Here is a 25,902-nt window from a genome sequence, read left to right as displayed (position 1 = left end):
CGGTGGCGAAGCATAAACTTCAACTTAAATATGGAGGAATCAAATGGAAGATAATCGTTTATACAAAGAATTTTCCCTGACCGATGGGGAGCTTCGGGATACAGGATATGTAAGGACGCCTACTTTAGCGCAGGTGAGCATATTATATTCCCTAGGGGTTCTATTTCTTCTGTACATAGGCTTTTGGGCTCAGAAGCAATCCCTCTATCCCGGTCTTCTGGTTACGGAATTTCTTCTTGTATTGCTGCCTTCTCTGCTTTTGCTTTTTATTTTCAAGTACGATATGCGGAAAGTTTTAAGGCTTAATAAGGTTGGCCCTTTGAGCTTGTTTATAATTTTTCTGATAATGGTATTTGCGATACCTGTGGTTGGTGTGCTAAACATCATTAATCTGGCGCTTATAAGCAAGGTGTTTGGCAAGGTAATCGTATCCAGCGTACCTACCGCTTCAAATGCCGGTGAGCTTATCATCAACCTGCTGATTGTAGGCGGCTCTGCCGGGCTTTGTGAGGAGATCATGTTCCGTGGTGTTCTGCAGAGCGGGTTTGAAAGGCTGGGGATAAAGAAAGCCATCCTGATTACCGCACTGCTTTTTGGGTTGTTCCATCTGGATTTTCAGAGGTTTTTAGGAACATTTCTTTTGGGGGCTTTGATAGGATTTATTGTCTACAGGACTAATTCACTGTATGCCGGCATGTTTGCCCATTTTGCCAACAATTCCATAGCCGTAGTCATCTCGTATTTATCAAACAAGTTTATGCAGGCGATGCAGGGTAAAGGGGTTGGAAGCATAGACGCACAGCCTTATGCCGGGGATTATTTTTCGGATCTCTTCAACATGCCTGCAGGACAGCTTATAGCAGTTTTTATCGTCTGGTTTTTCATACTGGCGTTTTGCTTGTCGATACTTGTAGGTTTGATCATAGCACTGGTCAGGATAACATCGGACAAAGTCCACAGGCGTCCCATAGAAACCTCCGGCACTGGAAAGACAGGCATGCTTTGGCTGCTTCCCGGTTTAATATTTACAGCAATCGTATACATAGCGGAAGGTTTCAGCCTTATGGGCATCAACTCGGAAATTGCGAGGGCTCTGACCAGATTAATAAGGATTGGCTAGAGACTTTGCCTATAGCTTCTTCCTTAAATCATCACCCACAAACATAAGGCCTTCAAAGCACCCGATGATCCTGGAGGCCACCCTTTCCGTATAGATTTCATACAGCTTCTTAGGACCGATATTGGTTGATATTATGATCTTGCATGGCCTTTGAAGATTGTTCATTTGGCGTACATTAAGGATTGTCAGTAATTCTGCATATCTTGCGGCGCTTTGGGTTTCTGTACCCAAATCGTCAATTATCAAAAGCTCGGCATCAAAAATGCTCTTGTAGCTTTCATCCTGAAAATCGTCATCATTGAAAGCTCTTACCTTATACTCATTTATGATGTTAAAAATGATAGGAGCAGTCTGATAGAGTACGGTTTTCCCTCTCTTCATCAATTCCATTGCTATGCAATTGGACATGAAGGTCTTGCCTACTCCGGTAGGACCGCTGAAAAAGAGATTTTTCTCATCGGGAGAATCAAAATTTTCTATGAATTTCAGGCATCGCTCCTTTATCCTCAATATGTTCTCCCGGGGAGAAATCCCTATTCCATACTTCGCTTTATCAACTTTATCCGAATATAGATTTTCGTTAAAGGTTGAAAAGTTCTCCCTTTCTGTAAGCTTCAGATTGGAATAGCTATACAGTTGGTTGATCAGCTGCTGCTTGTAACACGAACATTTGACTGCACCGCTTCCTCCCTCAATATAGCCTGTATCCTTACACTTGGGGCAGCTGTACTTAATCTCCAGGTAGTCCTCCGGGTATCCGTTTTCAACAAGCAGCTGTATCTTCTTCCGTTTTAGGCTGTCAATTTGAGAAAGCAGTTCGGATACAGCATCATCGGCCTGCGTTTTTCCCAGCAGTATCATTTTGTTGTATCTCAGACCGGTCCTGTGAATTTCATCTTCAATGGCCTCAAGGCCGGCTATTTCGGCGTATGCCTTTTTTTTCCTGAACATCAGGTTGTCATATGCTTCTTTCTGTCGTCTTTCATATTCACTTTTTATAGCATTATGTATACTGGTGTTCATTTTATCTTCCCGCCTTTTTGTCATTTGCTACGTTGCTGAAAAAATTGCCGTAGGAATCGTCATCGTATTCCCTCTGCTCAAAATTGGCATGCTGAGGTATTTGAGCCGCAGGTATCTCTTTTGTATTGGTTTTGGTGGACGACGCCTTGACGCTTTTTTCATATGAGATTATCTCCTCACGCGTGCGCAAGCCTTTCTCAAACCAGCTTGTAAGTATAGCATCAATATACTTGAAGTTGGGATTTGTTTTTGCTGTAGTTTTCTTTAGCGCCAGGTCTATTACTTCAAAATTGTATTTGTAATCCATTGTCCACTTCTCAACATATTCATCCTCGTATTCGGTAAGGTTCCTGCCCAGCTTGAGCTTTTTTGATATCTTACCGCGGATGTCGGTGAATTTCTTGTATTCTTCCAGATATTTTTCCAGGTCGAAATAGTTCCTGATATTTTTGTTGTACCAATTATCAGCAACTTTCACAATATAGCTCTTGGTAAGAACCTTATGCTCGCTGCAGTGGCGAAAAAGGGCATACATTACATCTTCATCAAACTTATACCTGTCAAACCACGCGTCAATGTCAGTATACCAGGAAGGGGGCATCACACCCTGGAAATATGTATTGTTTATTGAGGTTATGGTTTCACTGCGCTTTTTATTTTTCTCCGAGTTTGATACAGCTTCTTCAGGCGTAGATGTAGTTTTGAGCCTGTACAGCTTGTTTATTTCCTTCTCTTTAAGGTCGGCAAGTACAATGTCATCCTTGCTTTTGGTTATAATCCCGACACTTTCCAGGTAAGTGAATGCATTCTTCAGCTTTTGCTCATCTATCTGGAGCTTTTTTGAAAGCTCCTCAATGGAAATCTGTTTATTATATTTACATAAAAACAGACAGTATATGTACACTTTTACATAATCCCCATCCATGGAAGGGAGATGCTCGCTTATGAAAATGTCAGGCACAAGCGTGTCAGAAAATAATATGGACTTATATGGTTCTATGTTCATCGGCAACAACCTCATTTCAATAGTATAAACAATACATTCCTGGATTTCAAATGGTATATGGCTTAACTCCGGCCGATATGGAATGCCGCACTTTTCTAAGCTTTTGACTTCAGGGTGCGGCATCCATATTAATCTAATTATATCATATAAGCTTGGCCTATTACAAAAGAGAATAAACCTTATGAACGGCGGCAGGGAAATAATTGAGGTAAGTTTAGGTTTGTCCTTATAAATGCATCAGACAGGAAAATGATGAATTCCATAATATCCTATTGCATTTTTTCTTTGTTTGTATTAATATATTATATGTTCTTCTTAATATGCGCCCATAGCTCAATTGGATAGAGCGTCTGACTACGGATCAGAAGGCTGCGGGTTCAAATCCTACTGGGCGCGCCAAAAAAAAATAAGAGCCTGTAAGGGTAATAGCTTACAGGTTTTTATTTTTTCTGCAGATTCACCGGATTCAATTGTTGTTTCTTATCTCTCATAAAACCGAACAAATGTTTGCATACGCAAAAATTCCATGGTATAATATTACCCAGATGGTACAAGTTACATATGAAGAGCTCAAGAAGATTCATAAGATAGGTTTGGGAAGTGCGGAATTATGGAAATGATAGTCGCTAATTCTATGAGTAAACTGGATAAGCTGAAAATACTCGCCGAAGGGGCAAAGTATGACGTATCCTGTGTCTCCAGCGGCAGCTCAAGAAAAAATACTTCAGGAGGGCTGGGAGACAGCTTTGCAGGAGGAATATGCCACAGCTTTACCCCTGATGGCCGCTGCATATCGCTTTTAAAAGTGCTGATGAGCAACGACTGCGTTTTCAACTGCGCTTATTGTGTAAACAGGATATCCAGTGATATTCCGAGGACCACTTTCAGTCCGGAAGAATTAGCCGATATAGTCATCAATTTTTACAGGCGCAATTATATTGAAGGGCTGTTTTTGAGCTCTGCGGTACATAAAAACGCGAACTACACCATGGAGCTATTGCTAAGGACACTGAAGCTTTTAAGGAAAGAATACAGATTTAACGGATACATACATGTTAAAGCAATACCTGGCGCGAGTCGTGAGCTGATAGAACAAGCAGGGCATTATGCGGACCGCATGAGCATAAATATTGAGCTTCCGTCCAATGACAGCCTGAAGCTGCTGGCACCTCAGAAAAATAAAGAGACGATATTGGGGCCCATGTCCTATATTAGTTCAATGATACAGGAAAATAAGGAAAGTATGAAAAAGAGTAAAAACGTTAAATATTTCGTGCCGGCAGGGCAGAGCACTCAGCTTATTGTGGGGGCTACACCGGACACCGATGTCAAAATCCTGAAACTCAGCGAAGCCTTATATCGGAAATATAATTTGAAAAGGGTGTTTTATTCTGCATATGTTCCGGTATCAAACCATCCTGCCCTTCCACAGATCGCCAAGCCGCCTCTTCTTCGTGAACACAGGCTGTACCAGGCAGATTGGTTGCTTAGGTTTTATGGGTTCAGCGCTGATGAGCTTTTATCGGCAGATCATCCGAATTTCAACAGGTATCTGGATCCAAAATGTGACTGGGCATTAAGGAATCTTCATCTTTTTCCGGTAGAAATAAATAAATGTGATTATGAGACTTTGCTGCGTGTGCCGGGTATAGGGGTAAAATCCGCTCAGAGGATCATCACTGCACGAAGGAGAAGTTCCCTTGACTTTGAGGACATTAAAAAGTTTGGAGTGGTGCTGAAAAGAGCCCAATATTTTATTACCTGCAAGGGAAAATCCTATTGCAAAATAAAATTGAATGACGATTTTATCTATCAAAACCTCCTGCTTAGCAGTGCAGAAGAAAACTCCAAACACAATTACCCGGTTCCGGAATATGAGCAGTTATCCTTTTTACCTCCGGAATATAATGGACATGGAGGCCGTGAGATCTATAGCGGAGGGATTCCCGGCAGGGAGCTGGCAAATATAGTTCCGCGGGCGGAGAGGTTTAAGTCCATAACCGGAGAATTGTAGCAAAAGGAGCGTTGTAAAATGAGGGAAATGACTTGCTATATATATGACGGGACTTTTGAAGGCTTGCTTACGGCAATTTACGAAGCTTTCTCAAGACGGGAAAAGCCTGGAAGGATAGCATCTGTCAGGGGATTACAGCAAAGCTTCCTGGAGCAGTATGTATCGATAGATACAGACATTGAAAAAGCAAAAAGGGTTTATCATTCAATCAGCAGTAAGATTTCTCCCGAGGCTCTGGATAATGTTTACCGGGTCTATCTTGCCGACAGGGAGGAGAACAATGCCGGTATAATATATGAATACCTGAAACTTGGCTGGAAATTAGGGGCCAAGGTAGACTCATACCTTGCAGACGATAGAGTGTTAAAGGTACATAAAATAAGGCAGAGGGTTGACCTGGAAGTTCACAGGATGATGGGTTTTATTCGCTTTCGACTGCTTCGGGGCGGTATATATTATGCTCCTATTGAGCCCGACAATGACATATTGACCCTGATTGCGCCCCATTTTTCCAAGCGTTTTGCTGACCAAAGCTGGGTAATCCACGATGTCGGAAGGAATCGGGCAGCCTTGTATAATAAAGAGGAATGGATAATTGTCGACGCACATCTGGATAAAATACCTGAGGAGGATGAGGAAGAGAACACCTATCAGGAGCTATGGAAGCATTTTTATAGTAGCGTTACCATCAAAGAAAGATTCAATCCTGATCTTCATAAAAGGCTTCTTCCCAAAAGGTACTGGCGTTACTTGATTGAAAAGGATGGCATATAAGCATTATTTGGTTTAGGAATGGAGCTGGAGGGGTATCAAAACTTAGAAGTAATGCATGGCAGTAATATTATTAGCAGGCAATTTTCCTATATTGTAGTGCTCCAATTCATTTCAGCTTGTTTTCAAATACTGCTGGGGAGGCTAATAAAACAAGGCTTTCGGGATAAAATCCCAAAAGCCTTGATTCCGGTGGAGAGATATGGCTCTAAACTTATATATGGCTGTTAGGTGCGACATGATTTCCGCTTAATTATATACCTGCCCAAATCGCGATTATAAGCAAGAGAAGTATAAGCGGCCCGAAAATCATAAGCGCTGAAAGAATTATGGCAATTATGTCCTTTGCCTCCAGTTTTAAATCGTTATGCTCCTTTTTACCCTCGCTCCATTCCTCAGCTTTTTTATCAAGAGCTTTATTCTTTTCCTTCAGCCACTTCATACTCCTGTCTATCTTTTTTTGGAACATCATATCTGCATCAAAGCCTTTCTAAATCAAGTTTTTCTATTATTCAACTTATGGTGGCAAGCCACAAAATGGCCTGGGCTAACCTCTTCAAATTCAGGTGCCGACCTTTTGCATATATCGGTGCAGTACCTGCATCGGGTATGAAATTTACATCCTGAAGGAGGATTAATAGGGCTTGGTATGTCCCCTTCAAGAATGACCGTCTCTTTCTTGGAATCTATATCCGTAGTCGGAATCGCAGAAAGCAGAGCTTCAGTATATGGATGCATCGGATTGGAATAAAGCTCTTCCGTATCAGCCAGCTCCACAATATTACCCAGATACATAACCCCTACTCTGTCGCTGATATACTTGATAACGCTCAAGTCGTGGGAAATAAACATGTATGTTAAATTTTCCTGTTCCTTTAAATCCAACAACAGATTGATAATCTGGGATTGTATCGATACGTCCAGCGCAGATACAGCTTCATCGCATACTATAAATTTGGGCTTTAAAGCTATGGAACGGGCAATACCTATACGCTGTCTCTGTCCTCCTGAAAACTGGTGAGGATAGCGATGAATGAAATAGGGAGCCAATCCGCATTTTTCCATGGTATCCAATACATATTCCTGCATACCTTCATCTCTTCTGCTGAACATATTATGTGCCAGCAAGCCTTCGGAGATAATTTGCCCTACCGTCATTCTGGGATTCAAAGAAGAATATGGGTCCTGGAAGATCAGCTGCATGTCTTTCCTAAGTATTCTCATTTCTTCTTCCGTCAACCGAGCCAGGTTAATCCCTTCATTTCTGTATGCCTCATACTTTTCAAAATCCGGGTTTGAGCGATATTTGTCTCTTAGCCGCTCTATCTCTGCCCGTACATCCTCCAGCTCTTTTTCCTCTTTAACAAGCTGCTTTTCTTTTTCCTCTATTCGATTTTTAGCTTTTTCTACTGCCTTTTCAATTTCGGCATCGCTTTTGCCTTTTTCCTTTAAAACAGATTTTAAGCCTTCCAGCTCTACCTTGTCATTATTTATTTCATTTTTTAACTTGCAAACATCAACGCTTTCCCTGTACTCCCGCACTAAAATTTCTGATATGGAAGCCAAGTCATCAGCTACAAAGAATCCCCCAATCAGCTGAACCATATCAAGGAACAGGTTTCTGGCTTCTTTCTCTGAAATTCGAAGCTTATCCAAGGCGATGTATTTTTCGTCAGTGCCTTCTGGAAGGGATTCATAATACTTTCTCGCTGCTTCCTCTTTTTTTTGCAATGCCGCCAATCTGCGCCGTTCTGAAACCAGGTTTTTTAAGATGTCCAAAACATATTTTGGAGCCAGTTCGTCTATGCTCCGTCCGTAATATATTGTACGACCATCGGTTTGGTCATACAGCTGCAATATGGTGCGGCCGAGGGTTGATTTACCGCAACCGCTTTCTCCAACTAAGCCTATGGTCTCCCCCTCATATATTTCCAGGGAGATATCGTCATTAGCTCTTACATAGAGCTGTTTCTTTGAAAACACATTGGACTTTTTAATAGGGAAATATTGCTTTAAATGCTCAATGCTAAGCAGCACCTTTCTGTCTTTTTTATCCATTGAACCTCACCCCTTTCTCAGGATAGAAACACCGAACCTGATGTCCTTTTTCGACTTCCTCCAGTTTTGGTGCAAACTCCCTGCACTTATCGGTAGCATATTTACACCTCGGTGCAAACTTGCAACCTTCGGGAAGATCCAACGGATGGGGTACTGAACCGGGTATTGCTTCGAGCCTTACGCCGGTGGGAGTATCAAGCCTTGGTATGGAAAACATCAAACCGTCCGTATACGGATGGGAATAACGGGTATCCTTGCCGAATATTGTTCTTACAGGAGCTTTTTCCACCACTTCACCGCAATACATAACGGCAACATCATCCGCCATTTCATTAATGACTCCTAAATCATGGGTGATAAATAAAATAGAGGTTCCAATCTCTTTTTTTAGCTCATTCATCAATTTCAGAATCTGCGCCTGAATAGTAACATCCAGAGCAGTAGTAGGTTCATCGGCAATTAAGAGCTTTGGCCTGCACGCTAAAGCCATTGCAATCATAACCCTCTGTCTCATTCCGCCTGAAAGCTGATGGGGATATTGCTTTGCCACAGTTTCCGGGTTTGGTATCCGTACGAGGTTAAGCATCTCCACTACTTTCTTGGCAGCTTCTTTTTTCTTCATCCCCTGGTGGATAATAAACGGTTCGGACACCTGCTTTTCAATTGTAAAAACAGGATTTAAGGATGTCATAGGCTCTTGGAAGATAACGGATATTTCGTTTCCTCTAATTTTTGCCATCTCATTAACGGGGATTTTTACCAAATTTTCTCCATTAAAGAAGATTTCTCCACCGGCGATGTATCCATTTCCATCTAAAAGCTTTATGATGCTCATGGCCGAAACGCTTTTCCCACTGCCGCTTTCACCAACGATTCCAAGGGTTTTACCGGCTTCAACCGAATAAGACACACCGTTTACGGCCCGTATTGTACCTCGTTTAGTTTTAAAATAAGTATGCAAATCCTTTACTTCTAACAGTGCCATCTATTATCCCCCCCTATCGTTCCTGAGATTTCGGGTCGATTGCGTCTCTTAAGCCGTCGCCCACCAGATTAATGCAGATAACGCATATACCTAATATTATAGAAGCAAACACCCATCTCCACCAATAATTTTGTATAACCATACTATTATTAGAACCATACAGCATATTGCCCCAGGTGGGCTGAGGAGCCGGTATGCCGAAACCTAAGAATGAAAGTGTAGCCTCAATCAACATACAGGTGGCAAAATCCAACGTTGCCGATACGATTATGACCGATATAATATTCGGCAGTATATGCCTGAATACAATATTCATTTTTTTCACACCCACTGCTCTTGCCGCAACGACATATTCCTGTTCCCTCACAGAAAGCACCTGGGCTCGAATCAGCCTCGCCAGACTGGGCCAGGAAAGCAGCCCTAGTATAACCATAACCAGCCAGACTTTCTGATTTGAAGTCATGGAATTTCCAATTAAGGCGGAAAGAATCATGATAAAAGGTAGGAAAGGCAAAGAGACTACCATCTCCGTAACACGCTGCATTACGGTATCCACAACTCCGCCAAAATATCCTGATATGCTTCCAATAATAACACCGATTATTGTTGAAATAATGACAGCCACAGCGCCTACGGACATGGACATTCGACCGCCATTTACAAGCCTGGTTAATATATCCCTGCCAAAGTCATCCGATCCTAAAGGATATCCCTTCAATCCCCAAGGCTTGATATTTCCGTCTTCGGAAACGGCATAATTTTGGAAATAACCGGTAAATAATTTGGATACTTTTGATTTTTCCAAATCATCGGGGATGGTAGACTGGTTGAACTGATTTGCTCCCCAGGCAATTACTTTTCCATCTTCAGTAAGTGCTGTGTAATGATATCTTCCACCCTGAATGGATACTATTTTGCTGTCCGTCTCAGGAACTGAAGCTTCATTCCATTTGTTGGAAACATTACCCCATACAAACACTTTACCCTGATCATTTACTGCTGCCATGGTGGAAGCAGTAGCAGCAATATCCACTACCTTACCCATGTTTTCAGGTATATTTGAATAGCTGTTTTTCTGGCTGCCCAGATAAACTACCTGGCCATCAAAGGTTAATCCCATCACTGCATCCGAAGTTAATTCTATTTGTGCCAGCTTACCCTGATATTTATGGCCGGCACTGTAATCATTATTCAAAGAGTTGCCAAAGAAAAATATGCGGCCATCCGCTGTAAGAACTGCGGAGCATTGATATCCTGCTTTAATATCAACTATATTATTGAGCTGGGTCACTTCCTTAGGAATAGAACTCTGCTTCTGCCGGTCGCTTCCCCAGGCAAATAGTTTGCCTTGATCATTCAAAGCAAGTATATGGTCAAATCCTGCCGAAACCTTTACGATTTTTCCCATGCCGGCAGGCACATATTTTACATCAATTGTTCTGCTGATCTTAGTTTTTCCCCATATATACAGCTTTCCATCGGTTGATGTGGCAATCGAGAAAGTAGGACCAACCGATATGTCATGCACCTTTCCATTCAAGCTTCTGGGAACTTTTAAGAAATCCAATCCGGGAGCCACATTCTGCTGGCTCGTATCTATGTAGGATAAATCCAGAGGTAAATAAATAGGTGCGATTAATACTATGGCAAAGATAATAAAAAATACTATTAGTGCGGTCATGGAAACTTTATTGTCCCTGAAATTCCTCACTACTGTGCGGAAGGGACTTTGCAGCTGCTCCTCTTCCAGAACTGAAAGAATTTTTCTTCCTCCGAAAAGCTTAATGAATAAGAGGCGAAGGAAGCTCGATTTATTGCTTTCTATGTTTTGGTTTGTATTTGTGTTCATGTTTCCTTACCTCCTATTACCGATCTACTCTAACTCTTGGATCAACTAGTCCATAGCTCAAATCTGTAATTAAGTAGCCGACCAGAGAAATAATAATATAAAACATCTGTATTGCCAGAGCCACATTATAGTCCTGGTTTGACAACGCATCCATGTAGAATTTGCCCATGCCATGCCAGTTAAACATTGACTCAACTACAAGGGAACCGGAAAAAACGCTCATAAACCATCCGATTATCAATGTTATTACCGGAAGGAGAGCATTTCGCCATGCATGGGAATATATGACGACTCTTTCCTTCAATCCTTTCGCTCTTGCTGTCTTTATATAATCCATATGAAGTGCATCGGTCATAGCTGCCCGAACGTATCTGGTCATTCCCCCAAGGGAACCCACTGTTAAAACGCCTAAAGGCAAAGCCAGATGCCACAGTTTATCCAAAATAGCCTGAAACTCAGTTCCCTTAAAATTGGCTGTGCTCATTCCACTAACAGGGAACCATCCCAGTATAACGGCAAACAAATAAATAAATAATAGACAAATAATAAACTCGGGGATACTATATCCAACGATGGTTAAGACTTGTATAATTTTATCAAATATGGAATTTCTTTTCACAGCACAGTAGATTCCTAAAGGAATCGTAATGCCCAGTGCCAGCGCTATTGCAAATACATTTATAAATATGGTGTTTTTAAGAGGTTGTTTAACAACCTCAATTACCGGAAGCTTATATACTGAAGAATTCCCCAGGTCGCCTCTCACTATCCCGCTAATCCATTTTACGTATCTAACAGCTAGAGGATCATCCAATCCCATTTGTTTTCTTAACTGTTCATATCTCTGCTGGTATTCCTCTGCGGAAAGTTTTTGCTTTACCGGTTCCAATTGGGCTCTTGCAGGGTCTCCAGGAATCATATTATACAGGAAAAACAAAACAAAAGACATTACGAAAAATACAAAAACCATATAGACAATTCGCTTTAGTATATATTTCCCCATTGTGCCCCCTCCGAACAAAATTATATGAATGGATAAAATAAGCTAATCTCAGAAGAAAAAGGGTATCTTATATACCCTATTTCTTCTGAGATATCAATAGTATCAAGTCATAAAAACTATATCACTAACCGCTGATTATTCCTCTATATAAGCGTACAGAATGTTATCAACCAACTGCAAGAGGTCATTGGGCTCATAGCCTTTGAGTTTTTCAGCGTAGAAGTCGTGGTAAATGTTGGAGTAGAGCGGCAAATCAGGCAGCAATTCATTCCACCTTACGATGAAATCCACAAATTTCTTTTTGAAGGTTTCTTTATCATTAGGATCTACCAGCACCATTTCCTTGGAAAGTCTTGCCAGCTCTTCGTCTTTTATGAAGTTATCGTTATATCCCTGCTCATACATTACAGGATCAATAGTGTATGATGTTGACAAATCATACTCAGGATAGAGTCCTGAAGCCAGGTTGTACATATTATATGTAGGAACTCCGTATTTATCTCCCTGTGAAGTATCTCTATACAGATAGTTTAACAATTCTGGGAAAGTCATAATTGTTTGATTAATCTTCATACCAGCTGCAGCCACATCAGGATTTTCCATAAGCTTAACAACCAGCAATTCTGCTACAGGGTTCTTTTCTGAAGCGCCCCATTCAATGATAAGCGGCATCAGTGTTCCATCGTCAAGCTTCTTGTAACGGATACCTTCCTTATATGGGTTGCCGTCTTTATCATAAACCCATCCGCCTTTTTCCAGAACTTCTTTGGCTTTTTCAAGGCTGTATGAATATGAATTCAGCTTTTCATTCAGTTCATCCTTTGTCTCCTGATAGAACCAGAATGCTTCTCCATATGGTCCGTTTACTACAGAACCAAAGCCGCCTGTATAAGATTTAGCAAAATCGTTTCTGTCCAAAAGATAAGCAATAGCCTGACGGACTTCAACAAACTGAGTAGGTCCGAAGTCACAAACAAATTGCAATTTACCATATCCGGCACGGGGATAAGCTGAATATGCGAAACCGCCGGACTCAACCAGATCAAGACCTGCCTGTATTTCATCCCCACTGCCCATTCCGGTCAACAGGTCTACTGAACCGGTAGAAAGTTCATCTATAGCAGTTTCTGCAGTTACCTTCTTATAAATTATGGTCTGAATGCTGGGCTTCTGTCCTTCCCAGTTTCCTTTAAAGTTAGGATTAACCTCTAAAACAGCAGTCTTTGACGCTTCATCATAACTCTTTAAGAAGTAAGGTCCGCTTGAAGGACGAGGAATTGCTCTTCTTGCAGCATTGATTTTCTGTTCATATGCTTCTTTCGTAAAGTTATCGGTAAAGTAGCAGCCATTACCGTCGTCTTTGATATCTACTGTATCGTCTGTCCAGAAGGAAAGCTTTGTAGGACTGACTTCGGCAAGAGCCAATTCATAGAAATAAGGAAGATTTTCTGCATCTATGGTTACAGAAAATGTTTTCTCGTCAATTAAATTAACACCTGTGAACTCCTTCTTTTCGCCTCTTGAGAACTCGGTAAAACCTTTAAAATAAAGGCCGTATGAATTTTGTGCTCCCATTTCTCCAATTACCGGTGAGGACCAAAGCAATACGGATGTTACATAGTCTTTTGCTGTTATGGGAGTGCCGTCGGCATAGGCAAGCCCATCCTTGATGGTCCATGTATAAGTCTTAGAACCATCCTCATTTTCTTTAACATCGTATTTTTCTACCACTGTTTCATTTACTACGTACTGAATATCGCGGGTCATATCAACTGTGCTATAGCCTGAAATCAACTGGTAGATGTCATATTCTGCAGCATTGTTCTGGAAATATGGAATCCAGTCACCGGACAGTTCCGTTGTGTTTCCGATGATGAGTTCGCCATGGGGCTCACTGCTTTTTTCTCCCTGTTTCTCTGTCGTCTTATCTGCAGTATCTGCAGATTGTTTTCCAGTAGTTTCTTGCCCTTGTTCCACTACGCCGGAATCATTGCTTTTATTGCACGCTACCAATGAAACCAGCATAAGTGCCGCCAAAAGAAAGGACAATAATCTTTTCTTCATTGATATCTCCTCCTTGTAAATTTAATATTGTATTGAATCAGTAACTGAAGCTACTGTTCAGCCCAATAAAATCATAGCTACATAGCTTTTCTAATACCGTACTTTTCTAAAACATCAAGCACAAAGCACATCATCCGACTATATATCCTGGTCACTTAGCCGATATTTTCCAGCCCAAACCTTAAGAATCATGTATTATATCCTCCGGAAAAGTGTATATCACCTACCGGGATGGACATAGGCTTGTCGCTTACCTGCAAGAAAGAGTATTTGCTTTTTTGGCAAGCCTGCATTATTTAGTTGGCTTTATAATTCGAAATTACCCCTCTGGTATGCAGTTCGGGGGGGTTCCGGTATACATAACAAGACATCTATAGGGGGTTAATGCTCTTTACATGACGTTTTCACAATTGCTCTTCCTAATATTCGAACAGGTGGAGTAAGCAGGCATGTAACCCCGCAACCATAGGGTATTGCAATCAAAAGTCCCGGAATAAACCCAAAAAGGTTGCTTTGATGGTAGTTATGAATAAACCGGTTTTCTGCATCGTTGCAGTTCTAAGGCGTAGAAAGCCTTATGAGCTAAATGGTCCCCAGGAGCAAGCTTAAATACTTGTTATAAAGCATACAGCAGCTCAATAGCATTTGCACTTGATGTTAACTTCTCAAAGATCAAATCGCTATTCCAGGCTAGCTATATTATGTCTGCTTCACTGGGGTGGCCTTATTGTTATGTTTTTCTCCGCAAGGAGTTTTCAAAAATTTAAACTCAACTAAAAACTTTTAATTAGCTGATATTGCATTATCTGTGCAGTTAATAAAGTAATTGTCCCTTCTGTCATTGCTGAATTAAGATGTATGTATATTTACATTTTACTGTAATTTTACTGCACAGCTCAATTTGTATGATTACTTTATTAACAGCATAATACACATAAATGACATTTTGAGTCCATGAAATAATCATACATGCATATTGATTATTTCGCCCTATTGTACCATATTCTTGATATTAACACAATATTCGATTTAGCAGTGTTTCTGCTGGTCTAAATGGGTAAAACATCGCGTTTTCTTCTAATTGCTGATTATTTCATGATATTTCATTTTGTCTTAGGTAGTGCTATTGCAACATAATGTTTCTTAACTTGCAATATATGCAAACGGGATGGCTAATGTTACCTGACCGGGGCAAGATGAAACTGAAAAGGTAGAATTATTTCCCATTATTTTATAGCTTTTTTATAGCGATTAACTGTTGATATGCCAATAATTTCTAGCGTTTTGAGAATTATTTATTTAATCCTTCGCTGGGAAATACAAAAGAGCAAAAAGACTGCTGCCTTTCAATAGCTTTGATTTCACTAGCAACCATGGAAAGTGCACTAAGGCAACTTCCCATGGTGCAGTTGGTTATGAAAAGAACTGTGCATTTGGCAAAGTTAGTGATGAATTGATCCTTCCGTAAAATATATTTACTCTAAATCAATACATATGATGTCCTGTTCAGCTTCTTCACCCAGAGCAATGAATTTTAGATAAGCATTTATCTCTGGCTGTGTTAATTCTTTTTCTAACTGTTCAACAATGGCCTCACGGCTTTCACGAAGATGTGGAAGATTCTGTGCTGTAACTATAGCTTTGTCCTTATGACCGATTTTTAAATATATGAAACAAAGTGCCGCACGAGTAGTATGCCGTACTTTCTCTGAAGGATTTCCGGCCAGTACCCGTTCACATAACATTACAGACCGCTTAAGTCTATCCGGATTTGTGTCAAAGGATAACGCTAATGCGAGCTCCGACATCAGGCTCTCATCATTGGGAAATGTCTTTAGTGCTTCTTCAAGAACCTCAGCTGCTTTAAGGTGGTCACCTGATTTCAAATAATCATGTGCAGTTTTAAAAATAGCATTTCTCGCTTCTGTATCATTGATTTTGTCCATTCCGACCAGAGCATCAATGCTTGTTTTGAAAAGGTTGGCAAGTGCAGGCAGAAGTGTAATATCGGGATAGGTATCCCCACGCTCCCATTTGCTGACGCTCTGCGGCGATACGCAAAGCATTTCCGCAACTTCCTCCTGTGTAAGCCCCATACTTTTTCTATACGACTTAAGATTTTCGGCTATGTATAGCATTTTAATCTCTCCCAATAAATGATTGGCCGGCCTATATATAGAGTAATCAAAAACTGCAGGGATGACAATAACGCGCTATGCGAAGAAAAATCAACCATAGGGCGAGGGCAGGAATTTTATAACGAAATAATGATATGGTTATTCTTCTATTTCCGCTGTATGAGAATCGCTTCTATTTTAGGGACACTATCTCTCTGCAATTTAATAACTGGTATGATATTTAAAAAATCATCTCTTTAAAGATCGCAAATAACCATAATATCTATATCACAGCATTAATTTGCAGTTCCCTTCGTGTAGGTTACCATATAGAGCAATCATTTTAAGGTGCAAGAAAACAGCTACACGGCCGGGATATTTTTTGCGATAATAATATAACGGTCAATTGAAAAGGTAATTTCCACTTTGCAAAAGTAAATTCCATGGATGCTGTTATCATTGAGAAAAATAGTAATTCAGCGGGTTTTGGATTAGTTTATTTAGGCAAATTTTTAATGCTTTTCAGTCAATAATAGGTTAAAATATGAGGTAGAGGAACAAGGCCAGCCCTTTTTTGGGTATATCAAACTAGAGGTGTGAAGATTAACTAACTTTTTGCAAGAGTAATTTCCACCCTGTTTGTAAATGCTTATAGAGTTGTGGCTGGTGGTGCCTCTGGTTATTTAATATTTATTTCTTAAGAAGGGATGAATGCAGGGTGACATTATCTGTCGGGATGAGTTCTACATTCATCCTTCTTAATATTTCTTCCCCGTAGAGCAATCCAAAAGCCCAATAAGGGGTTTTATCCCCGAGATTCAGTCGACTGTACGAGTTGATATGGTTCATCATAAGAGTTATGTCCCGCTGAGTAAACTCATCAAGAGAAGTACCCTTTGGGATAATGCGTCTAATCAAAGCATGGTTGTTTTCTGCTGCGCCTTTCTGGTAAGGAGCCAGCGGATTACAGTAGAATACACAGGTTCTGCGTTGCCCATGTGAATCGAATTCAATAGCGGACGGATTCGAGAACTCACTGCCGTTGTCACAAAGTAATACCGGGAACAATTTGCGGAAGGTATCCGGGCCTAGTTCCAGGTAAAGCTGATCAAAGATATCAATGACAGATTGGGAGGTATTAGCATCTCTAATGAATGCGAGCATGAGCTGTGGGACAGTAAAATGCAGTGTCAGCAGGACTTTGCCGCCTATTCTTCCTATTACCGTGTCCATTTCCACTACGGGAAGGTCCGGATGCTCTTGCATAAATTTAAGAAAGTCTTGATAAGTTCGGCCTATTCGGCATTTTTTATCCACTTTGAACTGGTCTTTTCCCTTTTTACGTCTGCCCATACGTACAACTCTTGGCATATCGATATTTTTTGCTGTAAAGATACCCTTGTCCACATAGTTGTAGAGTGTGCGTTCATCGAGCATGATTTCATCAGCATGGTTAATGCATATATGGTGGAGTGACTGGCCTTTAATTAGCAGCGGGCTAATAATGGAATCCAATCTTATCGCTTCTTCTTCAGTGATTTGTAAACCCTGACGGCACTCAGAGCGTACTGTCTCGTATTCTCTTTGTGCATGTGTTGCAGAATAAATCCTCTTCTCTAATGTACAAGACTGTTTGTCTTCACAACCATTACAAACATAGGGCGGCTTCGAAAGCTTGGGACAAATTTCCTGTTGATACTCATGACATAGTGATGAACACATGCGAGACTTGCAAGCGCGACAATAACGGCTACAACGCAAACTGCCGCAAAGATGCTTAACAGGGCAACCAATACGATGTTTACAATCATTGAACACTCTTCCATAACAGCCGGTTTTCCTAAATTGGATATGGTTCTTCACTTCCTTGGATATCGTGGTTGGGTCCTTTCCAAGCTCGCGTGCTATGCTTTTGAATGATTTCCTGCTGATTAACCTTTGTTCAATTATATTTCTTTCTTCCTGACTCAAATGTTTAAAGCCACGCATATATGTACCCCCTTCAGAGGCACCACCATATATATCATAGCTTTTTGAGAGACAATATTCCAGCTTTCACAAGAAAATAGGAACAGTGTGATCTTTGCAAAAGTAACTTCCACCTTTCTCATTTCTAGCGATTTGCAAAACTAAATTCCACTGTCTATGAATTTGGGGTGGAAATAACTTTTTCAATTAAACATAATAATATAACTTAGATTTAAATGTAAAAACGGATTGCCATAAATTTTATTATATGCTAAAATCGGTAATATATTTTTAAATCGGATTAACAATGGCGTTAATATAGGGAAATCCTGTATTAGCGCTTTTTATTTTGCAAAGGAGTGCTGCAAGTATGAGTAATAAAAGAATTTTAATGATTGTTGCAATGTGCTGTATTTTGGTATGTGTAATATTCTTGATGCCCTTTCCTGCAAAACTGATTAACATAATTATTTACCTGTCAATGGGTTTGGCCACAGGTATCTATCTGATAAAAAGCGGTTCTAAAGCTAATGCTCAAAAGGATGTGTCAATCAATGACCTGAAAAGAGAACTGGCAAAGTTGAAGCTGGAGCTGCATGTAACATCAAACAAAATCTGGGCGGTTTCGGAGCAATTGCAGATAAACCTGGATGAGAATAATGGCTTTGCACAGCAGGTATACGCTCAAACTGAAGAAATGGCTAATTTAAATGCCATGTTTAATGAAAAGATTCATGAAACGGTAACGGAAGTCAGGGAAATGATCCGGCTGCTGGAGGAATCAAGAAATACCACTCTTGAACTTGAGTCCTTGGGAATAAATTCAGAAACGATTCTGGAAACCAGTAAATCGGAAATACTTGAGATAGTCAGCATCATTCGTGAAATAGAGGCAACTTTCAGAATAACTGCCGATTACATGGATAAATTGTCAGACGCATCGAAGAATATTGAGAAGATTCTGGAGACAGTCAGCCATATCGCCAAGCAAACCCGGCTGCTGTCCCTGAATGCAACCATCGAGTCGGCCAGAGCAGGGGAAAACGGTAAGGGATTTGCTGTTGTGGCAGGAGAAATACAAAAGCTTGCAAAGGAAAGCGAAAAATCGGTGGAGGAAATCAAAAGTCTTATAGCAGCAATAAACAGAGAAATTGCAGGCGTTCATAAGACTGTCACCGAAAATGGGATTAAGGTTGAAAAGGGAGTTAAGAGTGCAGTTAATATTGAAAATAAGCTCGGTAGAATTCATGAATCCTTTCATGACCTATTGGCCATGGCGAAAAAAATCATCTTTTTATCTGAGACTGAGGCCAGGGATGCCAGCGATGTAGTGAGCAAAATATGTGAAGTTGAAAATCTGATAGGCGTGGCTGAGGAAAGTGTGGAAAGTGTAAAGAAAGCAGTTTTCAAGCAGATGCAAAACATCATGGAGGTGGCTGAAATGGGCAGCCGTTTAAATGACGCTTCAAAAGGTTTAATGGAATTACAGGATAATTCGGAGTTGGAGCACTTGATTTCTGAAAGCTCCGAACACTCCAATAAAATAAATGATACTTTTATGCTGATAAGGGAACTGGCTGAACTTCCACACATCAAAAAAATGGATAGGGAAAGCCATAGGGCGGAATTAAGCAGATTCATACAGAATAATGATTTTATAGAAGCTGTCTGGAGTAATGACGCCAAGGGTAGATTTTTATGCTCCATACCCGAAGCAGGAATAGCCAATGCAAAAATCAGAGATTGGTTCCAAAAAAGCATTCAGGGAGAGGAATTCTGTTCAAAGGTTTATATTTCCGCTATAACAAAAAGCCCGTGCCTTACCCTGTCAGTGCCGGTAATTAATGAGGACGGGGTTATCGCAGGGGTGCTGGGCGTGGACCTTAAGCTGTGATTTGCAGCAGATGTATAATTCTGATAATGAATGTATGGAGAGGAAAAAAAGGAGAACTGGTTAGGGATATTTTTATCCTTTCTGATTACCTCTATCTCCATAAACATGGGGTTTCCGAGATGCAGATTAAGGAGTGGATCGTACATGCAGATGTCTATATGGCAGCTTCACAAAAACCGCTATCTTAAAGCTTATTTCCTGTTCAATGACATCAACTTATTGATATCCACTCCGGTAAAGCCAGTCTTTTTTTCTTTTATGCTAAATCATATAAGTTTTCTGTGAAAGTAATTAATGAATGATATGGCCATCTCATTACATAACAAAGCATCTTCTAATGAAAGCTTTTTAGCTCTTTAATAAACTCATTCAACATACTTTTGGGCATCTTACATGTACGTCTGATACGAAATGCTTTAATTGCTCCTGGGTTAAAGAGTTGGTAAGCTGTGTTTTTTTAAACTGAATTTTGAGCATCCTACACATCTTTTGCCTTGGAATTCCACTGAACGTTTTACAGCTTCCCTGAAATTCTGGAACCACGTTGGAACTATTAAATTCTAATTCTGCATGACAGCTACCTAAATATAAACCACATCTTTCGAGGCTCCTTATACTGATCTCATTATACTCAAGTGGTTTTAAAAGCGGAAATAGCATGCAATCTTTAATGTTTTCACAATTGGTCAATACTTGAACCAATCTCTCTATGCCCATTCCCCATCCTGATACCGGCAGCATGCCGTATTCCATGGCTAATATATAGTCTTTTTCATTTACCATAGCTTCCTCATCACCCTTGGCATTATATTGAGCTTGTTGTTCCAATCGCTTCCTCTGCTCCATAGGGTCTACCAATTCAGAGTATGCATTTATTATTTCTGCTCCGCTAATAACCAGCTGAAATCTATCAGTAATTTAAGAATTAATGCCATTTGCTCTCGCCAACGGGGAAGTCTCTATAGGATGCTCAACTGAAAATGTCGGTCTGATAATCTTTGGCCTGCTAATCTTTTTATACAACAGGTTAATAAGATCTCCCTTGCTTAAAGAGTATAAATTTTCGTGTTCGAGCTGAATATTTTTGCTTGTATAGCTGTGAGCAACTCCTGGCTGCTGCCATAACTATCCACATCCAAGCCTATGTCCTGTTGTAATAGCCCCTTAAATGATACTATTCCCCATTCTTCCGAGAAATCAATTTCATGTCCTTCAAAAGTCAGCTTTGTGGTTCCAAATACTTTCATGATTACATCCACAATCATATTCCTTACAAAGGTTTCTTCTTAGTTCTTTTGTTATTGTGGACTTGAGAAGAAAACGCTCTTTTGTTTTCTGAGACATAATTAAATCAGGATATCTTTGGCGATAGCAGCTTTCTACATCGGTGAGCCTATGCCTTTTTCGGGCAAAATCTTAAGGCACTTGCCAAGGAAAGTGTATTCATTTACCCTGACAGTCTTCTCACCATTAATGATTTTATACATGTGCTGTTCTTGCCTAAGTATTAAAGCTTTACCTGCAATTCTGGAATCACACATTTGTCACAATTCCATCACATATCTAATGCTACAGGAATCATAAAGGGCTACAAGTAAAACCTTGTAGCCCTTTATTTTGGCGGAGAGAGAGGGATTCGAACCCTCGATACCCTTTTGTGAGTATACACGATTTCCAGAAACGTAATAAGTAGATATTTGCTTATATATCTTTATAACTTTTTATTACTTATTCGATAAAACCCGCATAAAAAGCGGATATTTTTATATAATCTTATTTTTCTATATTTCTTTTTAGCAGGTCGCTTTGTAAGCTATGTCACCATTTTATCACCCGTGGCACCACGGAGTAAATCGAAAAGGAGGAAGCAATAATGGACACTATGGAAAAAACAACTACGCGAAGTTTACTGCTTGATGAGGGTATTATACTCCAATCAGGCACAATTTGCCGGGACAAAATCAATCTCATATCCGGGGCGATGACTGCCCCATTGCTCGAAACAATCTGGATATTCTCCGGCTATGATACCGAAGCTATGGAAAGAATTTCGGCTATCTTTACCCATTTATACCATGAGGGCCGGGAAGCTGAAATGATGGCTATATTGCGCATCCTGTATGACTTGTCAGGAATGAAATTCCCAGAGGATGTTGAACTACTTGCAACCCATCCGGAAGCACGACAATACTTCCTGATCTCTTTTTTGATGGACATGGACGATTGTATGCATGATTTCATCTCTGAGGCTACCGGAGAGTAGCAGCAATGCATAGTGTGAGAATAATATGCCCGTTTGCACGTATGCGGCGGGCTGAGATAACGCATAGGTTGATGAGGCAGAATGGATGTAAAGAATTTGACGCTGTCACACTAATAATCGTTTGATTTAAAAGTAATAATGTGGTAAAATGCACTTAAAAGACTGCATTAAAAAACAAATGCAGGCCGAGAGGTGCAAAATGACACAAATTGATATTTTGAAGAAGGAATTTCAAAGATGCGGGGGAATTTTAAAAACTGTAGAGCTTAAAGATTTAGGACTTTCGAGTCGCCAGATAAAAAGCCTTCTAAATGAAGGAATTATTACAAAGACTAAACGCGGTTTTTATGAACTTACAGATTATGTTATTCGTGAAGAGGTAATTATTGCACGTTTATTTCCGCGAGCGGTTATATTTCTTGAAAGTGCCTTATTCCATTATGGCTACACAGATCGCATACCGCTAGCGTGGCAAATTGCTGTGGATAGATATAGTAAAACAACTCAGTATAAAATTGATTATCCTCCAATAAAACCTTACTATCTTGAACCAAAGTTTTTAGATATTGGTGTAGATATAATAGAGATAGATGGCATTGAAATAAAGATATACAACAGAGACCGCACAATTTGCGATGTTCTCCGTTATGAGAAAAAGCTGGAGAAAGAAGTATTTAATAATGCTATTGGCCGTTATATAGAGGATTCAAAGAAAAATATAAGAAAGCTGTTTGAGTATGCAGAAATATTTAATATTAAGAATAAAGTGCAAACTCGTATAGGGATGTGGTTATAATGGGAAATATTGAAGCTTCTGTCATAGCGAGACTTAAAAATAAATCAAAGGAACAAGGTATTCCATTACAACAGCTCTTAAATTTATTTTGCCAGGAGGAATTTATTCGAAGACTTTCAGAAAGTGATTACAAAGAAAAAGTCATTCTTAAAGGCGGCTTTTTATTATATTCAATCAGTGGATTTGCCGCAAGACCAACAGTTGATGCAGATTATCTTTTAAGAAATTATCCTAACGATATGGATGCAGTAGAAAAGCTTGTTAAAAATATTATTTCCTCGCCTGGCAAAAATGATTTTATACAGTTTGAGATTAGAAGGATAGAAACTATCAGAGAGATAAAGAAATACCATGGTATTAGAATTTACCTCATGGGATCTATTGGAAGGGTTAAGATCCCTTTTAGTATAGATTTGGGGGTTGGTGATGTTGTAGTACCTTCGCCAGTTGAACGAACTTTACCGGTATTACTTCCGGAATTTGAGGAACCTAAGATCCTGACTTATTCATTGGAATCCACTGTGGCAGAAAAATTAGATGCTATCATATCACTGATGGAAGCTACAAGCAGGATGAAAGACTTCTTTGATATATATTATATGGCAACAACCTTTAATTTTGATGGACGAAAATTACAGGAAGCTATTTATGAAACCCTTACCAACCGGGGCACACCTTATGAAAAAGATTCTGTCACTATTATTTTAAGGTTAGCTGATGACTCTATTATTATAAGAAGATGGAGCAATTTTTGTAAAAAAATACTGCAATATAAACTTGACTTTACCGATGTTGTCAAATTAATTATTGATTTTCTCCAACCACCTTATGAAGCGCTGATTTATGAAGAAGAATTATTCAAAAATTGGAATCATGAGAAAAAAGAATATGAGTAATACGAACATGGACGATATCAAGGGTGTATTATTTTTGTATTTATTTGAAAGGGATAGTTTATGATTGTTTTAAGAGATGTTGTAAGCTTTACAGAAGGATCTTAAAATTGCTGCAGACATCAATTCTACAACACGAGCCATGTGGAGTGCGTAGTATTGATGTGTGCGTCCAGCTAAGCTGGCAAATGCTAGCAGGTGAAAGTCCTGCAGTGGTAAAGGTAGGGCAGCTACTTAGTCAGTAACCAGCGTATGGTGTAATCTATGCGTTGAAGCGTTACGGAATGTTCCGTAAGGAGCAGGCAAACTGGCGGGTTGTAACATAAAGTGAATACTGCCGCACCGTTATTTACATTTCCGAAAGGAAACAACAGGGAGTCGAGCTGCGACATCAACAGCAAAGACAGAAGACGGTATGAAGAACCCTAAATGCAATACCTAAGAACCCTGCGGTGTAGAGGTAACGACACGTCAGGAAAGTATTTGTCGGAACTGGAGAGAGCCTACTTTGCACAGGAAACTGTAAAGAGGAAGCATATAAGCAAAAGCGAAGTTGCTTTCTGCAAAGAGGCAGTCAGAAGTGCTCATAGTACCAAGGATTGTACAGACAACAAAACTGTGCATAGGGAAGGGGCACAACTTTATTCAAGTCTGTAAAGGAGGTAGGTGCCGGTGATTGCCGAAAAAGCTATAAACACCCATGAAAAAGTACGAGACTTCCAAAACAGACTATACCTTACAGCCAAAGCTGACCGAAAGAGAAAGTTCTATGCGTTGTATGACAAGATATACCGTAATGATATCTTAGAAGAAGCATGGAAACGGGTAAAACAGAATGGTGGAACAGGCGGTATTGACAAAGTCAGCATTGATGATGTGAAAACGTACGGTGAAGAAAAACTACTGGGCGAAATAGCGGAAGAATTGAGGACTGGGAAGTACCGGTGTAAGCCTGTCAGACGAAGCTATATTCCAAAACCAGATGGTAGAAAAAGAGCATTGGGGATACCTACGATTAAGGACAGAATAGTACAGATGGCGGCAAAGATAGTGATAGAGCCGGTGTTTGAAGCAGATTTTCAACCCTGTTCGTATGGATTTAGACCGAAACGAAGTGCTAAACAAGCAATGGACAGGATATTTGAAGTGTCCGACAAAGGTGGTGCACTATGGGTAATAGATGCTGACATAAAAGATTATTTTGGTAGCATCAACCATGATAAGCTAATTTTGTTGCTCAAACAAAGAATAACTGACCGTAGAGTATTAAAGCTGATAAATAGTTGGTTAAAAGCAGGAGTGCTGGAAAACGGATGGTACAGTGAAAGTATACTGGGAGCACCGCAGGGTGGAGTTATTTCTCCACTATTGTCCAACATATATCTGAATTATTTTGATGTGTATTGGAATAAAGCCTTTGGACATCTGGGTGAATTAGTGCGTTATGCAGATGATTTTGTGATATTGTGTAAGAGGTTATCTCATGCAGAAGAAGCCTTGCGCGCTGTGAAGTGGATTATGGAAAAACTGGAACTAACGCTTCACAGTGAGAAAACAAGACTGGTTGATATGTATTTTGGTAAAGGTAGTTTTGATTTTCTTGGCTTCAATAATAGATTTCAGCGTTTTAGAAATAAAAACTGGCAGTGGTACTGGACACTACAACAGATACCGTCTAAGAAGGCTATGAAGAAAATGAGAGCTAACATAAAAGAGGTATTTAACAGTCCTAGCAAGCTGCTGCTAAGTATGGAAGAGATGGTGAAGCTACTCAATCCTAAAATCATTGGCATGAGGAACTATTATACCAGACGATTTAGCAGACCATGGTTATGGAAGATAGATAAGTATATAAATTTCAAGTTTACTCGGTGGTACAATCGGAAGAAACAACGCAATTATAGGCTAGGAAATGCAGTAAAGGTCAGAGAATTGACTAAACAGGCAGGACTAGCAAATATGTGCGGCTGAATGCTGAAGGAAGAAGAATATCGGAAAGCCGTATGCGGGAAAATCGCACGTACGGTTTGATGAGGGGACGGTGGTAAACCCACTGTTCTACTCTATCGCGTACAAAA

19 protein-coding genes, 1 tRNA gene and 3 pseudogenes are annotated in these 25,902 nt (G+C 40.1%); 10 read left to right on the top strand and 13 right to left on the bottom strand.

Going from position 1 to position 25,902, the window contains the following annotated elements:
* The first annotated feature begins 43 nt into the window (after positions 1 to 43).
* Positions 44 to 1,120 carry a type II CAAX endopeptidase family protein gene (locus tag CDO33_RS19630; protein WP_103081559.1) on the top strand — a complete coding sequence of 359 codons (1,077 nt, stop codon included), beginning with the start codon at positions 44 to 46 and terminating at the stop codon, positions 1,118 to 1,120.
* A 9-nt stretch (positions 1,121 to 1,129) separates the two neighbouring features.
* Here the strand turns inward: CDO33_RS19630 and CDO33_RS19625 are convergent, their stop codons facing one another.
* Both CDO33_RS19625 and CDO33_RS19620 read right to left on the bottom strand, forming a co-directional pair.
* A complete protein-coding gene (locus CDO33_RS19625; RefSeq protein ID WP_103081560.1) occupies positions 1,130 to 2,143 on the bottom strand; it encodes an ATP-binding protein in 1,014 nt (337 codons plus the stop codon).
* A 1-nt stretch (position 2,144) separates the two neighbouring features.
* On the bottom strand, positions 2,145 to 3,149 hold the full coding sequence (locus CDO33_RS19620; RefSeq protein ID WP_103081561.1) for a DnaD domain-containing protein: 1,005 nt from the start codon (positions 3,147 to 3,149) through the stop codon (positions 2,145 to 2,147).
* A gap of 322 nt (positions 3,150 to 3,471) precedes the next feature.
* On the opposite strand from CDO33_RS19620, the gene CDO33_RS19615 reads away from it, so the two are divergent.
* From CDO33_RS19615 to CDO33_RS19605, 3 genes are all read left to right on the top strand, one after another.
* Positions 3,472 to 3,548, top strand: a tRNA-Arg gene (locus tag CDO33_RS19615).
* A gap of 235 nt (positions 3,549 to 3,783) precedes the next feature.
* Positions 3,784 to 5,163, top strand: coding sequence for a putative DNA modification/repair radical SAM protein (locus tag CDO33_RS19610; RefSeq protein ID WP_103081572.1), 1,380 nt, complete (start codon positions 3,784 to 3,786; stop codon positions 5,161 to 5,163).
* Between the two features lie 18 nt (positions 5,164 to 5,181).
* The gene (locus CDO33_RS19605) at positions 5,182 to 5,937 is read left to right on the top strand and encodes a TIGR03915 family putative DNA repair protein (RefSeq protein WP_103081562.1); all 756 of its coding nucleotides are present in this window, start codon (positions 5,182 to 5,184) and stop codon (positions 5,935 to 5,937) included.
* Between the two features lie 250 nt (positions 5,938 to 6,187).
* On the opposite strand, the gene CDO33_RS19595 is transcribed toward CDO33_RS19605, so the two are convergent.
* From CDO33_RS19595 to CDO33_RS19570, 7 genes and pseudogenes are all read right to left on the bottom strand, one after another.
* Positions 6,188 to 6,376, bottom strand: coding sequence for a hypothetical protein (locus CDO33_RS19595; protein WP_133158691.1), 189 nt, complete (start codon positions 6,374 to 6,376; stop codon positions 6,188 to 6,190).
* A 53-nt stretch (positions 6,377 to 6,429) separates the two neighbouring features.
* Positions 6,430 to 7,194, bottom strand: a pseudogene (locus CDO33_RS21630) (ABC transporter ATP-binding protein); the annotation flags it as partial.
* 366 nt (positions 7,195 to 7,560) lie between these two features.
* Positions 7,561 to 7,992: pseudogene (locus tag CDO33_RS21625) on the bottom strand (ATP-binding cassette domain-containing protein); the annotation flags it as partial.
* Complete coding sequence (locus tag CDO33_RS19585) at positions 7,985 to 8,977, bottom strand: ABC transporter ATP-binding protein (protein WP_103081566.1); 993 nt, start codon at positions 8,975 to 8,977, stop codon at positions 7,985 to 7,987. The pseudogene CDO33_RS21625 and the gene CDO33_RS19585, both read right to left, overlap by 8 nt.
* A gap of 13 nt (positions 8,978 to 8,990) precedes the next feature.
* A complete protein-coding gene (locus tag CDO33_RS19580; protein WP_103081567.1) occupies positions 8,991 to 10,826 on the bottom strand; it encodes an ABC transporter permease subunit in 1,836 nt (611 codons plus the stop codon).
* Positions 10,827 to 10,842: 16 nt separating this feature from the next.
* Entirely contained in the window at positions 10,843 to 11,829 is a 987-nt protein-coding gene (locus tag CDO33_RS19575) for an ABC transporter permease (RefSeq protein ID WP_103081568.1), read from the bottom strand.
* A gap of 135 nt (positions 11,830 to 11,964) precedes the next feature.
* Positions 11,965 to 13,893: an ABC transporter substrate-binding protein gene (locus CDO33_RS19570; RefSeq protein ID WP_103081569.1), complete on the bottom strand. Its 1,929-nt coding sequence runs from the start codon at positions 13,891 to 13,893 to the stop codon at positions 11,965 to 11,967.
* Between the two features lie 400 nt (positions 13,894 to 14,293).
* Between CDO33_RS19570 and CDO33_RS21370 the strand changes: the two are divergent.
* Positions 14,294 to 14,502: pseudogene (locus CDO33_RS21370) on the top strand (IS110 family transposase); the annotation flags it as partial.
* An 866-nt stretch (positions 14,503 to 15,368) separates the two neighbouring features.
* Here CDO33_RS21370 and CDO33_RS19565 read toward each other — a convergent pair.
* Both CDO33_RS19565 and CDO33_RS19560 read right to left on the bottom strand, forming a co-directional pair.
* Positions 15,369 to 16,031: a helix-turn-helix domain-containing protein gene (locus tag CDO33_RS19565; protein ID WP_103081570.1), complete on the bottom strand. Its 663-nt coding sequence runs from the start codon at positions 16,029 to 16,031 to the stop codon at positions 15,369 to 15,371.
* 669 nt (positions 16,032 to 16,700) lie between these two features.
* On the bottom strand, positions 16,701 to 17,999 hold the full coding sequence (locus CDO33_RS19560) for an IS30 family transposase (protein WP_103083328.1): 1,299 nt from the start codon (positions 17,997 to 17,999) through the stop codon (positions 16,701 to 16,703).
* Between the two features lie 460 nt (positions 18,000 to 18,459).
* Here CDO33_RS19560 and CDO33_RS19555 point away from each other — a divergent pair, with 460 nt between their 5' ends.
* Positions 18,460 to 19,872 carry a methyl-accepting chemotaxis protein gene (locus CDO33_RS19555; RefSeq protein WP_161496731.1) on the top strand — a complete coding sequence of 471 codons (1,413 nt, stop codon included), beginning with the start codon at positions 18,460 to 18,462 and terminating at the stop codon, positions 19,870 to 19,872.
* A gap of 369 nt (positions 19,873 to 20,241) precedes the next feature.
* Here the strand turns inward: CDO33_RS19555 and CDO33_RS21365 are convergent, their stop codons facing one another.
* Both CDO33_RS21365 and CDO33_RS19545 read right to left on the bottom strand, forming a co-directional pair.
* Positions 20,242 to 20,790 (bottom strand): amino acid--tRNA ligase-related protein, encoded by a 549-nt coding sequence (locus tag CDO33_RS21365; RefSeq protein ID WP_274540079.1) that lies wholly within the window; start codon positions 20,788 to 20,790, stop codon positions 20,242 to 20,244.
* Between the two features lie 128 nt (positions 20,791 to 20,918).
* The gene (locus tag CDO33_RS19545) at positions 20,919 to 21,119 is read right to left on the bottom strand and encodes a hypothetical protein (RefSeq protein ID WP_103080412.1); all 201 of its coding nucleotides are present in this window, start codon (positions 21,117 to 21,119) and stop codon (positions 20,919 to 20,921) included.
* 626 nt (positions 21,120 to 21,745) lie between these two features.
* Between CDO33_RS19545 and CDO33_RS19540 the strand changes: the two genes are divergently transcribed.
* The 4 genes from CDO33_RS19540 to ltrA all read left to right on the top strand — a co-directional run bounded on the left by CDO33_RS19540 (position 21,746) and on the right by ltrA (position 25,795).
* Complete coding sequence (locus CDO33_RS19540) at positions 21,746 to 22,135, top strand: hypothetical protein (protein ID WP_242973460.1); 390 nt, start codon at positions 21,746 to 21,748, stop codon at positions 22,133 to 22,135.
* 199 nt (positions 22,136 to 22,334) lie between these two features.
* Positions 22,335 to 22,931, top strand: a complete 597-nt coding sequence (locus CDO33_RS19535; protein ID WP_103080413.1) for a type IV toxin-antitoxin system AbiEi family antitoxin domain-containing protein — start codon at positions 22,335 to 22,337, stop codon at positions 22,929 to 22,931.
* Positions 22,931 to 23,827, top strand: a complete 897-nt coding sequence (locus CDO33_RS19530; protein ID WP_103080414.1) for a nucleotidyl transferase AbiEii/AbiGii toxin family protein — start codon at positions 22,931 to 22,933, stop codon at positions 23,825 to 23,827. The genes CDO33_RS19535 and CDO33_RS19530 overlap by 1 nt, the downstream gene beginning before the upstream one ends.
* Positions 23,828 to 24,496: 669 nt before the next feature.
* Positions 24,497 to 25,795, top strand: a complete 1,299-nt coding sequence (ltrA, locus tag CDO33_RS19525) for a group II intron reverse transcriptase/maturase (RefSeq protein ID WP_103080415.1) — start codon at positions 24,497 to 24,499, stop codon at positions 25,793 to 25,795.
* The last annotated feature ends 107 nt before the right edge of the window (positions 25,796 to 25,902 follow it).

The organism is Clostridium thermosuccinogenes, assembly GCF_002896855.1.
Classification (GTDB): Bacteria; Bacillota; Clostridia; order Acetivibrionales; family DSM-5807; genus Pseudoclostridium; species Pseudoclostridium thermosuccinogenes.
Note: the sequence above shows the minus strand (reverse complement) of the source record. Positions and strands in the feature narration are given on the sequence as shown.

What these genes read in the sequence shown, in the direction of transcription:
- CDO33_RS19630 (WP_103081559.1), top strand. Translation starts at nt 44, where the DNA reads ATGGAAGATAATCGTTTATACAAAGAATTTTCCCTGACCGATGGGGAG.
- CDO33_RS19625 (WP_103081560.1), bottom strand. Translation starts at nt 2,143, where the DNA reads ATGAACACCAGTATACATAATGCTATAAAAAGTGAATATGAAAGACGA.
- CDO33_RS19620 (WP_103081561.1), bottom strand. Translation starts at nt 3,149, where the DNA reads ATGAACATAGAACCATATAAGTCCATATTATTTTCTGACACGCTTGTG.
- CDO33_RS19610 (WP_103081572.1), top strand. Translation starts at nt 3,784, where the DNA reads ATGAGTAAACTGGATAAGCTGAAAATACTCGCCGAAGGGGCAAAGTAT.
- CDO33_RS19605 (WP_103081562.1), top strand. Translation starts at nt 5,182, where the DNA reads ATGAGGGAAATGACTTGCTATATATATGACGGGACTTTTGAAGGCTTG.
- CDO33_RS19595 (WP_133158691.1), bottom strand. Translation starts at nt 6,376, where the DNA reads ATGAAGTGGCTGAAGGAAAAGAATAAAGCTCTTGATAAAAAAGCTGAG.
- CDO33_RS19585 (WP_103081566.1), bottom strand. Translation starts at nt 8,977, where the DNA reads ATGGCACTGTTAGAAGTAAAGGATTTGCATACTTATTTTAAAACTAAA.
- CDO33_RS19580 (WP_103081567.1), bottom strand. Translation starts at nt 10,826, where the DNA reads ATGAACACAAATACAAACCAAAACATAGAAAGCAATAAATCGAGCTTC.
- CDO33_RS19575 (WP_103081568.1), bottom strand. Translation starts at nt 11,829, where the DNA reads ATGGGGAAATATATACTAAAGCGAATTGTCTATATGGTTTTTGTATTT.
- CDO33_RS19570 (WP_103081569.1), bottom strand. Translation starts at nt 13,893, where the DNA reads ATGAAGAAAAGATTATTGTCCTTTCTTTTGGCGGCACTTATGCTGGTT.
- CDO33_RS19565 (WP_103081570.1), bottom strand. Translation starts at nt 16,031, where the DNA reads ATGCTATACATAGCCGAAAATCTTAAGTCGTATAGAAAAAGTATGGGG.
- CDO33_RS19560 (WP_103083328.1), bottom strand. Translation starts at nt 17,999, where the DNA reads ATGCGTGGCTTTAAACATTTGAGTCAGGAAGAAAGAAATATAATTGAA.
- CDO33_RS19555 (WP_161496731.1), top strand. Translation starts at nt 18,460, where the DNA reads ATGGGTTTGGCCACAGGTATCTATCTGATAAAAAGCGGTTCTAAAGCT.
- CDO33_RS19545 (WP_103080412.1), bottom strand. Translation starts at nt 21,119, where the DNA reads ATGAAAGTATTTGGAACCACAAAGCTGACTTTTGAAGGACATGAAATT.
- CDO33_RS19540 (WP_242973460.1), top strand. Translation starts at nt 21,746, where the DNA reads ATGGACACTATGGAAAAAACAACTACGCGAAGTTTACTGCTTGATGAG.
- CDO33_RS19535 (WP_103080413.1), top strand. Translation starts at nt 22,335, where the DNA reads ATGACACAAATTGATATTTTGAAGAAGGAATTTCAAAGATGCGGGGGA.
- CDO33_RS19530 (WP_103080414.1), top strand. Translation starts at nt 22,931, where the DNA reads ATGGGAAATATTGAAGCTTCTGTCATAGCGAGACTTAAAAATAAATCA.